The 13,315-nt window shown below is 32.2% G+C and carries 10 protein-coding genes; 1 reads left to right on the top strand and 9 read right to left on the bottom strand.

The window, feature by feature from the left end; translation table 11 throughout:
- Positions 1-358 precede the first annotated feature (358 nt).
- The 9 genes from HMPREF1552_RS04555 to HMPREF1552_RS04515 all read right to left on the bottom strand — a co-directional run bounded on the left by HMPREF1552_RS04555 (position 359) and on the right by HMPREF1552_RS04515 (position 11,518).
- Positions 359-1,198, bottom strand: a complete 840-nt coding sequence (locus tag HMPREF1552_RS04555) for a sulfate ABC transporter permease (protein ID WP_021743924.1) — start codon at positions 1,196-1,198, stop codon at positions 359-361.
- A gap of 16 nt (positions 1,199-1,214) precedes the next feature.
- Positions 1,215-2,063, bottom strand: a complete 849-nt coding sequence (cysT, locus tag HMPREF1552_RS04550; protein ID WP_021743923.1) for a sulfate ABC transporter permease subunit CysT — start codon at positions 2,061-2,063, stop codon at positions 1,215-1,217.
- Between the two features lie 30 nt (positions 2,064-2,093).
- On the bottom strand, positions 2,094-3,125 hold the full coding sequence (locus tag HMPREF1552_RS04545; RefSeq protein ID WP_021743922.1) for a sulfate ABC transporter substrate-binding protein: 1,032 nt from the start codon (positions 3,123-3,125) through the stop codon (positions 2,094-2,096).
- Between the two features lie 53 nt (positions 3,126-3,178).
- Positions 3,179-4,864 (bottom strand): sulfate adenylyltransferase subunit 1, encoded by a 1,686-nt coding sequence (locus HMPREF1552_RS04540; RefSeq protein ID WP_021743921.1) that lies wholly within the window; start codon positions 4,862-4,864, stop codon positions 3,179-3,181.
- Positions 4,864-5,766, bottom strand: a complete 903-nt coding sequence (cysD, locus tag HMPREF1552_RS04535) for a sulfate adenylyltransferase subunit CysD (RefSeq protein ID WP_039901177.1) — start codon at positions 5,764-5,766, stop codon at positions 4,864-4,866. The genes HMPREF1552_RS04540 and cysD overlap by 1 nt, the downstream gene beginning before the upstream one ends.
- A gap of 539 nt (positions 5,767-6,305) precedes the next feature.
- Complete coding sequence (locus HMPREF1552_RS04530; RefSeq protein ID WP_006805883.1) at positions 6,306-6,635, bottom strand: ferredoxin family protein; 330 nt, start codon at positions 6,633-6,635, stop codon at positions 6,306-6,308.
- Positions 6,619-8,367 (bottom strand): adenylyl-sulfate reductase subunit alpha, encoded by a 1,749-nt coding sequence (locus HMPREF1552_RS04525; protein ID WP_039901176.1) that lies wholly within the window; start codon positions 8,365-8,367, stop codon positions 6,619-6,621. The genes HMPREF1552_RS04530 and HMPREF1552_RS04525 overlap by 17 nt, the downstream gene beginning before the upstream one ends.
- Before the next feature lie 372 nt (positions 8,368-8,739).
- Positions 8,740-9,804, bottom strand: coding sequence for a sulfate/molybdate ABC transporter ATP-binding protein (locus HMPREF1552_RS04520; RefSeq protein WP_021743917.1), 1,065 nt, complete (start codon positions 9,802-9,804; stop codon positions 8,740-8,742).
- 4 nt (positions 9,805-9,808) lie between these two features.
- Positions 9,809-11,518, bottom strand: a complete 1,710-nt coding sequence (locus HMPREF1552_RS04515; RefSeq protein ID WP_021743916.1) for a nitrite/sulfite reductase — start codon at positions 11,516-11,518, stop codon at positions 9,809-9,811.
- 405 nt (positions 11,519-11,923) lie between these two features.
- Here HMPREF1552_RS04515 and HMPREF1552_RS04510 point away from each other — a divergent pair, with 405 nt between their 5' ends.
- On the top strand, positions 11,924-12,568 hold the full coding sequence (locus HMPREF1552_RS04510) for an RsiV family protein (protein ID WP_021743915.1): 645 nt from the start codon (positions 11,924-11,926) through the stop codon (positions 12,566-12,568).
- Positions 12,569-13,315: the final 747 nt, after the last annotated feature.

Raw genomic sequence — 13,315 nt, 5'->3', positions numbered from 1 at the left:
AAAGACAAAACTCGCTTTTAACAAAAGTTATTTTCATCTCATTAAGTTGTTGTCTACTCAAATAAAATAGAAAAGCTCAAACAAGTTGTCTTTTACTGAAAAATTAAAATCTCAAAAATTTATAAAAAATATTTTTGTTTTAATAAAATTACCTGTTATGATTAAACTAAAAATGCTTAAACAAGCCGGGATTGTAAAGGGGATGGCGACTAATCCCCTTTATGTATTCAAAAAAGAAAAACATAAGAATTACAGAAAAATTTTTATTAACAACAATATATTTTCTAAGAATTAAGAAATAGTTATTAGTTTAAATTTTTAAAAATAAATTTAAATAAATTATTTAAGAAAATCATTTTTAAATTCCTTTTTTTGTAGATTTATGCTCAATAATATTTTTTATAATCAGAATAAATATCGAAATTATTACCAAAAGTGAAGATACTGCAAATGCTGATACTATTGACTCTGATGAACCTGATAGGTATAAAGCGTCTATTTCTAGTGGTAAAGTGAATGTTTTTCCTCTCGCTTTTGATAATGCATTTACTGCTCCAAATTCTCCTAATGCTCTTGCTGTACAAAGGATAATTCCGTAAAGAAGTCCCCATTTTATTTGTGGTAATGTTATTTTTCTGAAAATCGTGAATCCGTCTGCTCCCATTAATGCAGCCGCTTCTTCCTCATCTTTTCCCTGTGCATTCAGAATCGGAACGATTTCTCTTGAAATAAAAGGGAAAGTTACAAATACAGTAGCTAAAATTACTCCTGGAATTGCAAACACTATTTTTATGTCAAGTACAAAAAATTTATTTAGATGCTCAATATAAGGTGCTGCCCATCCCATTCTTCCAAAAGTCATAATGAAGGCAAGACCTGCTATTACTGGAGAAATCGAGAAAGGGATGTCTATTAGTGTTGCCAACATATGTTTCCCACAAAATGAAAACTTTGTGAGAAGCCATGCTGCTGCCACTCCAAAAAAAGTATTTATAATTAATGCTGAAATTGTTGCAATTACTGTAACTTTCAACGCTGAAAGAACATACCTATCTGTCAGGCTTTTTATGTAGAATACCCAGCCTTTTTGAAGTGAGTTTATGATAACTGCAACTAATGGCAGTATGAGCATGATTACGATAAATAAAATACTTACTGCTATCAATACATATTTTATAATATTATTTTTTTTATCCATCACTTTTCCCCCTTCCTTAAATATTGTTTGTCCGCTTGAACTGGTTCATTTGAACTAAATTTATTAAAAATAAAAGTATGAATGAAAATATTAGCATAACTAGAGCAATTACAGTCGCTGAAGGATAGTCGACATAATTTAATTTTTGCATAATTACGTAGGAAACAACCTGTGTATGCTCTTTCAAGCTATTTCCTGAAATATAAATTACACTTCCATATTCTCCAAGCCCTCTTGAAAAGGCAAGTCCAAGTCCTGTTAATAAAGCAGGTCTTATTTCAGGGAAAATTACTTTCCAAAAAGTCGTCTTCCCGTCTGCACCTAAGATGTATGCCGCTTCTTCGTACTGATTGTCCAGTTTTTCCAGAATTGGCTGAACTGCTCTTACCACGAAAGGAATTCCTACAAAGATTAAGGCAATTATTATCCCAATGTGAGTATATGAAATTTTTATCCCAATTTTTGCAAAATATTTTCCAACCATCCCAGTATCAGAATACATTTTTGAAAGTGTGATTCCTGCAACTGCAGTAGGCAAAGCAAAAGGCAATTCAAGCATTCCATCTAAAAATCTTTTTCCAAAAAAGTCGTATTTTACAAGCACCCACGCTAAAATTACTCCGAAAACACAGTTTACAGCGGCAGCAATAAATGAACAGATGACGCTTGTAAAAAACGCATTCAAAACTGGTTTTTCTGTTATAAGTTTCCAAAATTCAGAAGGTGATAGGCGAAAGGAGTAAACTAATATCGAGGCCAGCGGAATTAATATCAAGATTGACAGCATTGTCAACGATATTCCAAATGTCAGTCTAAATCCTGGAATTACAGACTGCTCTTTTCTTTTTAAAGCTAATATTCTCATTATTTTTATGCTCCCTTCATAATAATATTTCTAATTTTCATAAATTTTATCAAATAATGCACCTTCATTAAAAAATTTCTCATAGACTTTTTTCCAACCGCCAAACTCATCTATTTTTGTCAGTTTCATTTTTAAGTCAAATTTATTTTCATATTTTTTTAGAATTTTCTGATTGTAGGGTCTATAGCCACTTTCAGCGATTATTTCCTGTACTTTTTCTGAATATAGATATTTCAAGTATTCTGTACTTATCTGATAAGTCCCGTTGCTTTTTGTAACTTTGTCAACTACTGCTACTGTAGGCTGTGCCAAAATACTCACACTCGGATAGACAATCTCATATTTATCAGGATATTCCTTAACCGTAGCAATCGCCTCATTTTCCCACGCAATCAGTACATCTCCCTGATTATTTTCCACAAAAGTCGTAGTTGCTGCCCTTGCCCCCGAATCCATTACTGTCACATTGTCATAGATATTTTTCACAAAATTTTGAATCTTATTCTCATCATTTCCAAATTTTTCACGTCCGTATGACCACGCTGCCAAAAAATTCCAGCAAGCTCCACCGCTGCTTTTCGGATCAGGTGTTATCACTTTTATTCCTTTTTCTGTCAAACTGTTCCAATCCTTAATATTTTTCGGATTTCCTTTTCTTACAAGAAAAACGATTGTAGAGGTATACGGAGAAGAGCTTCCTGGAAATTTGTTTACCCAGCCTTTTTCAAGCAAGTCTACCTTCTCAAGAAGTGCCACATCATTTTCCAGTGCTAAAGTTACCACATCCGCATCAAGCCCCTCAATTACCGAACGTGCCTGTGAGCCTGAGCCTCCATGCGATTGGGAAATTTTCACATCCTGTCCATATTTTTGCCTGTAATATTCTATAAACAGCTTGTTATACTTTTCGTACAGTTCACGGGTAGGATCATAGGAAACATTTACAATTTCCAATTTTTTCTTACTTTTTTCAAATTTGCTATTTTGACGTAGAATGCCAATAAAATATAGTAAAATTCCGATTAAAATAAATATAATTGGTATTTTTAGTTTTTTTATCATAATTTTCCTTCCCCCTTTTTATAAAATCTGTCTATTCAATAATCCGATTAATATTAAATCATATAAAAATTATCCCCACTTACTACTCTTCTGTAAGTTTCAAATTTAGCCCATTTTTTGTGAATTCCCACTTTATTTACATTTTGATTGTAGTCTAAAAGATAATTTTTCATATCTTCCCTAGTTTTAATCTGCAATCCAAATCCTGCTGTGTCTAATATTGGCAGTCCTGTAAAATGATAATCTTCCAATTTAACAATATCAAAAATTTTACAGTCTCGCACTAAAACTGCCGCCTCACTTTCAAGTGATATAATGTCATAATATTGCGGATATTTAAAGCTATCTCCTTTTTGAGGCACTTCATCGCCAACATGGTATGTTTTTTCTTTTGTTCCTTCTTTAGACATTCTCGCATTTTCAAAATCGAAATATAGTTCTTCAAAAATGTATCCGTAAATTTTTATATCATCTTTTTCAAAATAAGGTTTTTCTCCAATTGTATCAATATTTTCCACTACTCCTGCAGCGGCAGTCTGATGTGAAAGCCTGTCAATCAGTATCAATTCTCCCAAAGCCTTATTTTTTTTGAACAAATCAACAATAACTTTATCTGAAAATTCTATTTTGCAAAATGCAATTTCATTTTTTGTGATACTTTGTGTTTCAATTTTTTCTCCTGTATTCACATCAATTTTATAAATAATTTCTTTTAGCACTGCGGGAACTTTTTTCGTTCCAAGTTTTGCCAAATATTCTTTCCCAACTGTCATTTCATCATCATCCATCCACAGAAGTGCTGCTTCAACCGATTTTGCAACTGGAAGATTTTTATTTTTTGTAATAACAGAACCACGGCTCACATCCACTTCCTTGTCCAGCTGAATTGTAACAGCCTGTCCAGAAAATGCTTCTTCTACATTTTTATCTCCATTCAAAATCGTTTTGACAGTCGCAGTTTCATTACTTGGCAAAACAGTGATTTCTTCTCCAGTTCGTATAATTCCACTTTCAATTTGCCCCTGAAATCCTCTAAATTCGTGATTTGGACGGCATACACGCTGGATTGGGATATAAAAGTCTGAATTTTCCTTATTTTCTGTCACATCCACTATTTCCAGATATTCTATAATGCTCTCGCCCTTATACCAGTCCATATTTTCAGATTTTTTTGTAACATTATCGCCTTCCGTGGCACTCACGGGAATTATTTTTATATTTTCTAATTCCAGTTCCTTCGCTAATTCTTTCACTTCATTGACAATTTTATTAAATTTCTCTTCGCTGTATTTTGCTAAATCCATTTTATTTACCGCAAAGACAAAGTGCCGTATTCCAACCATCGAGCATATTCTCGCATGTCTTCTTGTTTGTACAAGTACCCCTTTTGTAACGTCCAAAAGTAAAATTGCCACTTCCGCAAAAGAAGCTCCAACCGCCATATTTCGAGTATATTCCTCATGCCCTGGCGTATCAGCCACAATAAAGCTCCGTTTATTTGTTGTAAAATACCGATATGCCACATCTATTGTGATTCCTTGCTCCCTTTCAGCCATCAATCCATCCAAAAGTAGCGAATAATCGATTGCACCTCCACGTGAACCGACTTTACTGTCTAAAATTAACGCTTCTTCCTGATCCGCATAAAGCAGTTTAGAATTGTAAAGGATATTTCCAATTAATGTCGATTTTCCGTCATCCACACTTCCACAAGTTATAAATTTTAATAATCTTACCATTAAAAATACCCCTCTCTTTTTCTTTTTTCCATGCTTGCCGCTCCGCTGTCCTTGTCAATAACCCTGCTTGTTCTTTCAGATTCCACCGAACTTAACGTTTCATCTATTATTTCCTCCAAAGTTACAGCATTTGACTCCACAGCCCCTGATAACGGATAATCTCCTAAAGTTCTAAAACGAACCATCCTAATTTCAGGCTCCTCACCTTCTTCCAGTTTCATTCTCTCATCATCAACCATTATCAAATTTCCATCCCTTTCCACAACAGGACGTTCTGCCGCCGAATAAAGTGAAACAATCGGTATATTCTCCCTTTGAATATACTCCCAAATATCCTTTTCCGTCCAGTTGGAAATTGGAAAAACCCTGATACTTTCTCCTTTGTTAATTTCTGTGTTGTAAAGCTTCCACATCTCTGGACGCTGATTTTTAGGATCCCAAGCATGTGTCGCATTTCTGAATGAAAAAATTCTTTCTTTTGCACGACTTTTTTCTTCATCTCTTCTACCGCCCCCAAATGCCGCAGTAAATCCATATTTATTAAGCGCCTGCTTCAACGCCTGCGTTTTCATAATATCTGTAAATGAAGCTCCGTGGTCAAACGGATTAATATTTTTTTCAACTCCTTCAGGATTAATATACTCTATCATTTCAATCCCAAGCTCCTTTGCTCTTCTGTCACGAAAATTTATCATTTCCTTAAATTTCCATCCAGTATTCACATGAAGAAACGGAAAAGGCGGCTTTTCAGGATAAAATGCCTTCATCGCCAAATGCAGCATAACCGAGCTATCCTTACCAATTGAATACAGCATGACAGGATTCTCACATTCAGCCGCAACTTCCCGAATAATATATATTGCTTCCGCTTCCAGTTCATCTAAATGAGATAATTCATTCATATTATAAATCACCCTTTCTTTTTTTATTTTTTCAAACTTATGAATAAAAAAATTTAATATATTATATTTTTCTATATTATTACACATTACATTTGTACAGTCAAGTGTATATACAATTTATTTTTAATTTGTGATAAAAATATTTTTTACATCAAACTAATTTGTTTAAAAAAAACTCACTACTCAGATTTAGAATAGTGAGAAAAAATACTGCTACATAGCATTATTTTGTATCAAAAAGAATAATACTATAATCAGTATTGTTATTTTTATATACCGTAGCATTTTTGCACCTCCTTTTTACGGAGATACTTAAAATAAGAGATCAAACTTATTTTTAAGCCACTTACATTATATAATAAAATTAATCTAAATTCTACAAAAACTCAAAAAATCATTTTTTTTATTAAAAATTACTATTGTTTTTTTCTCTAAAATGTTGTATAATTAATATAACAAAATACGTAGCATTTTTGAAAAAAGATCAACTTAGGCTATCTCATAATTGGGGTAGCCATTTTTATTATTCATTATATTTATCAATATTTATTCGCATCTTTCCTGTTTATATCAATTTCCTCCACAGTTCCGTCTCTTTTTTCAATAATCCATTTCAGAACATCTCCTTCTTCCTTAGTTGTCATTGTGCTTCCATTTCCACCAATATCTGCCCCAAGAAAAAATGAAATTGCCTGAACTGGGCATTCCTTCACGCAGGAAACACAGCCCCAGCAATCTTTCGGATATTGCATAACCGCCTTTTCAATTTTCATGTCATCCACTTTCTGCATTTCAATTAAAGTCCCCGGACATACCAGCGTACATTTTGTACATCCTATACACACATACGGATCAATTACTATGCTCATATTTCTCCTCCTTAACAATTTCCCTCATAAATACTTCCAGTTCTCCGTTAACTAACCTCGAATTCACATATTTAAAATAGTTTTCGTCAGTTTCAGGATAATCCAGATTTTCATTAAACGAATGCCATCTCGTTTCCTTTCTGAAAAAAAGATGCTCAATTAGCGATTTACACACTATCAATCTCTCTTTCAGCTCATAAGCAAACATTAAATCATGCATATTTTCTGCCGAAAGCTCATCAGAAAGCTCTATAAGCTGATCAATTTTCTGTTTTGCCAAATTTAGCTGCTTTTCATTAAATTGATAGTTTGTTGAGATTCCACCTGCATATTCATCCATAATTTTTTGCATTCCTTCTTCCATATCTTCCGTTGAAAATCTTTTGGCTTCTGTATTTCTTATTTTTTCATACTGCTTAATAATTTGATTCTTTTGTTCATTCAAGAAGTTTTCCACATTTTCATCAATTTTTCCACAATTAATATTTTTTTTATCAGCTAACTTTGAAATTATGTCAAGCGCCGCAATTTCACCTTCAGCCAGTGCACCTGTAACATATTTCTGCGGACAACCTCCAGCTATATCTCCAGCTGCATAAAGTCCATTAATTGTAGTTTCTCTATTCGTATTTACCCAAAAGCCGCTTGCAGTATGCCCACCGACAATATACGGCTCTGTCCCTTCAATTTCAACATCCTGCTCACTCGGATTCTTTCCGCTTTCAATCCATTTTAATGTCTGACTTGGCGCCATATTCAAATATGCCTTTAACAAACTTTCACTTTCTTCTTCACTAATTCCACTTGTCTTCAAGTAACAAGGTCCATTTCCAAGTTGATTTTCACGCACGGTCCCATAAACACGCTCACTCGTTGTAAGCCCATATTTATCCTCATAAACCATCCCTCTTGAATTTACCTGTTTCGCTCCAACTCCTTGGGCAATCGTTCCAACTGGCGCAATTGTATCCTTACATCTCAAAGCAATAAATCTCATCTCAAAAGTTGTCATTTCTGCTCCAGCCAGAATTCCCATCGCATATCCCGCTCCAGTATTAAATGGCGGATACCACATCTTATGCCTTGAAAATCCAGGATTATTAGGCTTATAAAGTCCAGCCGCTCCTCCAGTCGAAATTATCACTTTTTTCGCCCTAATCACAAATACTTCTTCTTTTTTTATAGAAAATCCAACCGCGCCATAAACTTTTCCGTCCTTCACAAGTAAATCCGTAATATTAAGTGTATTCAGAACTCTCACATTTTTTGTTTTTTTCACAGCATCAGCAAGTATCGGCTTAAAATTTTCTCCATTTATTTTTATATTTCTATTTCCACGTGCAACATACTCTCCATTCTCATCTTTCAAAATCACAAGCCCCAACTTTTCCACTTCAGCGGTAATCTCATTAAATCTATTCGCAGCAGTAATTAACAAATCGTGCCGCACAATTCCATTGGCATCCTTTGCCGCGTAATCCACATAATCCTGTGGCACACGTCCTTTCACATTATACGCATTTATTGCATTAATCCCAGCCGCAAGACACCCGCTCCTCTTAATATTCGCCTTCTCTGCCACAATTACCGATAAATCAGAATTTTTTCCAAGCGTAATAGCTGCATAACATCCAGCAGTTCCCCCACCAATAATCAATACATCCGTTTCCAATTCCTTTATTTCAAGTTTTTTTCTTTCTTTATTATTTTTGTCCTCCTTATTCTCTGCCATAAAATCACCTCTTTTATTAATTTTAATGATATTAGCTACTCCATTCAATACTATTAAACTGTATTATTTTTCTTTTTTTATTTATCAATATTTTGTTTTAAAATCTTTTTAATCAAATTAATTTTCATAATTAAAAATGTCGTGATTTTTTGGAAATAAAAATTATTGTCTGAGCGAAGCGAGTTTCATTTTTGTTTCCAAAAAATGCTTAGACAAGCCGGGTTTGCAAAGGGGATGGCGACTGTTTCCCTTTGCTTTATAAAAAAGAAAAAACTTAAAAATTACAGAAAAATTCTCTATTAATCATAATTTCTTTGAAAAAATTTATATAAAAACATTTTTAGATATTTAAAAAATCTTTTTTCAGTTTTTTTAAATAACGACATCATTTTGATTTCTTGTATTTTCATTTTCCACAATTTCCACTTCCTCATTTTTCCCAAAAACATAGGCACGATATATGTAAATATTGACTTCTTCTCCCACAGATACCGTATCTTCCTCTATTTTTCGGTTTCCTTTTATCAAAATTCCGTTTATTCGTACGCCAATTTCTACTTCTTTTCCACGAAATAATGTATATTTAACAATTCCGTTCTCTGTTGAAGCTGAATATCTAAATTTTTCATTTGCCTTTATAATACTTACGTTTTCTGGACGGATTATTGCTTTTTGTCCATTTTTCAAGTTTTCAAAACCTTTAAATCTGTTTATATTTTCCAGTTCTATTGGGTTTCCCATAAATTTGGCTACAAATGCTGTTTTGGGATTGGAATAAATTTCTTTTGGACTTCCAATTTGTTCGATTCTTCCTTTATTTGTTACAATGATTTCATCCGCCACTTCTATTGCCTCTTCCTGGTCGTGTGTTACAAAAATGCTCGTAATTCCCACTTTATCAATTGTTTCACGTAGCCAGTTCCGAAGTTCCTGCCTAACTTTAGCATCAATTGCAGCAAAAGGCTCATCTAACAGCAATAATTCAGGATGAGGAGCTAATGCCCTTGCAAATGCCACTCTTTGCCGCTGTCCTCCTGAGAGCTGGTTTGGATACCGTTTCCCAAGTCCTTTTATATTCACAAGCTCCATCAGTTTTTCCACACGTTCCTTTATAATGGACTTTTTCACTTTTGCAATCTTTAATCCAAATGCAATATTGTCAAACACAGTCATGTACCGAAATAACGCATAATTCTGAAAAACAAAGCCAATTCCCCTTTTACTTGGAGAAACATCATTTACAACTTTTCCGTCAATTATAATCTCCCCAGTATCAGGTGTTTCCAGTCCTGCAATCATCCGTAAAATCGTGGATTTTCCACTTCCGCTTGGTCCTAGCAAAGCTACCAGCTTTCCTTTTCTAATCCCTAAATTTATATTATCTGACGCTTTGTAGCTATTATACATTTTGTTAATATTTTTTAGTTCCACATACATTCATCTACCACGCCCTTTCCATATCAGCTTTACGGAAATCATTGAAATCAACCACTTCAAGTTCAAATTCCTTGTATTTCTCTATCAGCTCAATAAACCTTTCTTCATGTACAAACTCTTCAAATTCAATGTTTTCCTCTTTTATGATGTTTGCAATGTCCTCAAGAAAATACGGAATTTTACTTGCCTTTATTTCTCCCACGATTTCATTCAGTTTGACAGTTTTACCTGTAAATTCTCCTCTTGCAAAAATTGCAAAGTATTCTCCGTCTTTTTTTCTTCTTCCGCTAAATCCAAGTTTTGCTATCTGCGGTGTCGCACAGGAATTTGGACATCCAGCAATCTTTATTTGTGGCAAATAATTTGTAAGCTCCCTCTTTTCCTCATTTTCAAAATATTTAAAAATATAGTCCAGTATCGGCGGAGTATCTAAAATTCCAACATTACAAGTTGTACTCCCAATACACGAGTATGAATTAAAAAATTCGTTTTCGCCATAATATTCTTCCATAATTTCTCTTAATTTTAAAACATCTTCTTTTTTCAATCCTCGAACCAGAATACTTTGAAAACTTGTAAGTTTCAATTCAATTTTATAATCAAGGCTTTTTACAAACTTAATCAATTTTTCTCCATCTTCCTTGTAAATATTTCCTCTGGCAGGTCTTAAATAATACCCATATTCTCCTTTACGCTTTCCTACCACGATATTTTCATTATTTTTCACAAATTCATCATTTTTAACATTTTCATCCGTATTTTCTCCTTCAGAAAATGTTTCTATCTTTTCTAATTCTTTTTCCTTATCCAAAATTTCTCTTTCCTCAAGTAATTTTTTCGTATAAACTCTAAGGCTATCCCCTTTTTCAACATAGAAGTTAGAAATATATTCATTACATAATTCTAAAAATTTTTCTTCTCCCAAATTTAGCATAATGTAACGAAGCCTTGCTCTTGCACGAATTTTACGATTTCCATGATCATTAAACACATTTCTTATTGCATGAATATAATATAAAAACTCATCTTCCTCGATAAATTCCCTCAAAATAATAGCATTAGTTGAAATTGGTCCAATTCCTCCGCCAACATATACTCGAAATCCCTTTTTTTCATCTTGAATTACCGCCTGAAATCCAATGTCATTTATTTTTACATAAAGTGAATTTTCTTCCTTATTTGAAAAAGCAATTTTATATTTTCTCGGCAAATGCATAAATTCACGTCCATTTAAAATATAATCTGTCACAATTTTTGCATGAGGTGAAACGTCAAAAACTTCTTCTTCAAATCCAGTTGTTTCAGGAGTAATTACTGCTCTTGTAGAATCACCACAAGTCGCTTTCGTAAAAAATCCTCTTTTCGAAATAGCCTCCAATAAGTCTGGCAAATTTTCCTTTTCTATTCCATGTAGCTGAAAATCTTGTCTTGTCGTAAGATGAAGCCTTTTATCACAATACTTCTGCACAACATCTAATAAATACTCAAAGTCCTCAATGTCGATTTTACTTTCAAAAAAACGAGGTCTTATCATATACGTCCCTTTTTTTCTTCCCTCTGTATAAAGTGCAAATGAAGTCCTAACTGCATTCCATTCCTTCTCCTTTTCAGGATCAGTTAAAGCTTCCCTTGTCAAATTTATAATAAACTCCAGCTCTTTTTTCTCTCTCTCAGCCTCATAATCCTTGATTTTTTCATAATTATTCAATTTCATATTCCAACATTCCTCTCTTCTTCACAAACCAAAAATTTCACCAATATTATTTGTATATACAATTATTTTAACATTTTTTGAAAAAAACTTCCATAATTAATATTATTTTGATATTCAAAATTTATAATTTATTTTATAATTTTACCTAAAAAATATTCTCAATTAACGATTTTTATTTGACTTTTTAAATAGGTATCTATAAAATTGAAACAAATTTTATAAAAAAGAAATCTTTAATCTTCTAGTCTGACAATTCGATTCAAAGAAATAAAAAAGTTTGCTTATTTATCAATTTTAGTATATAATATATTAAGATAACTTAAAAATTTGAATCATTGTAACAAAATCTACTTTTTAGTTATTATTTAAAAATAAAAAAATAAAAATTTTGAGGTGATTATAAAAATGAGAAAATTAACATTGTTTTTTATGACATTAATTTTATTTAATTTGTCATTTGCAGCGGAAGATACTACTTTTACCTTCCAAGGATTTAGTCCTGTTTCTCCAAGTGTTGTAAAATCGACAAAAAGAGTGAAAGTCTTAGGAAAATCAAGAGTTTCATATCCAATGTTTTTTGGTAAAAGTGGAAATATTACTAAAAATATGAACAAAAACATGGAGAAATTCATTTCGGACTACAAATCTTCAAGAAATAAAATTTACACAGTTACTTCTGAAGTTAAAGGTGATAATAGTGCGTTCGTAAGCGTGTTGTTCACAGTAGAAGAAAAAGACACAAAAACTGGTGAAAAAACAACATCTTATGATGGAATTTCATTTAATGTAAAAGATGGAAAACCATTAAAATTAAAGGATGTCCTTGTAGATGGATTTAATGACGCATTGACAGATGCTGTTAATGATAAGTTTAGACAGTTTGGACTGCCTCAAGTAGACAAATTTGATGCTGTTTCTAAAAAACAAAACTTCTACTTAGAAAATGATTCATTGGTTCTAATATATAATCAAGGAGAAGGTACAAACTTTGCTGATGGACAAGTGTTTATTCCATTTATACTAACTGATTTAATAGGAATTTTAAAATAAATATAAAAAACTTTATATCAAAATTATCTTTCAAAAGGTGGTCTGCATTGGCAACTATAAAGTCATTAAGTCTCTCATTTTATCTAAAATAGCTGGTTAATTCTCTTTTTACTAAACTTGTTTCGAATTAAAGAATAATATCAGGAAACAATAATACTCGTGATAAATAATGATAAAAAAATAAAACTATCAGAAAAATTTTGATATACGTAAATTGAATAAAAAAGGGCTGTCTCAAAATGATTAAAATCTTGAGTTCAGCCTCTATTTTTTATCTAAATTAAAAAATCTTTAATTTATTGTGATTATTCGATTAGAATTTTTCCTATACTAAAAAATTAGAGAACCTTATTTCTCTTAAACTTAGTTAACAACTAGTTTATAGAATTTTATATCTTCATATTTTTGTACTTCTTTATAAATATATTTTCTTAAATTATATTTAATAACAAACAGTAAAACATCAACTTTAGTTTTAGATTTCATGTTTTTACTTTCTAACACTAATAGAAATATAAGGAAATTCTATATCTATAACATTAGGGAACAAATCCAGTCCTATAATATATTCAGAATTCACACCTTTCTATAAATTATATACCGGTCTCAGCTGGCCATTTTTTCATACAATCTTCTTTCATTCTCATAAACATCATCTCCTTATCAATTTTGAAGTAACTATTTCTATCACTACAAGTCATAGATTGTATAATATATATTGCGACAAACTAAAAAATGTAAAAACTC

Source organism: Leptotrichia sp. oral taxon 879 str. F0557, assembly GCF_000469385.1.
Lineage (GTDB): Bacteria > Fusobacteriota > Fusobacteriia > Fusobacteriales > Leptotrichiaceae > Leptotrichia > Leptotrichia mesophila.
This window is presented reverse-complemented; position numbering and strand designations above follow the sequence as displayed.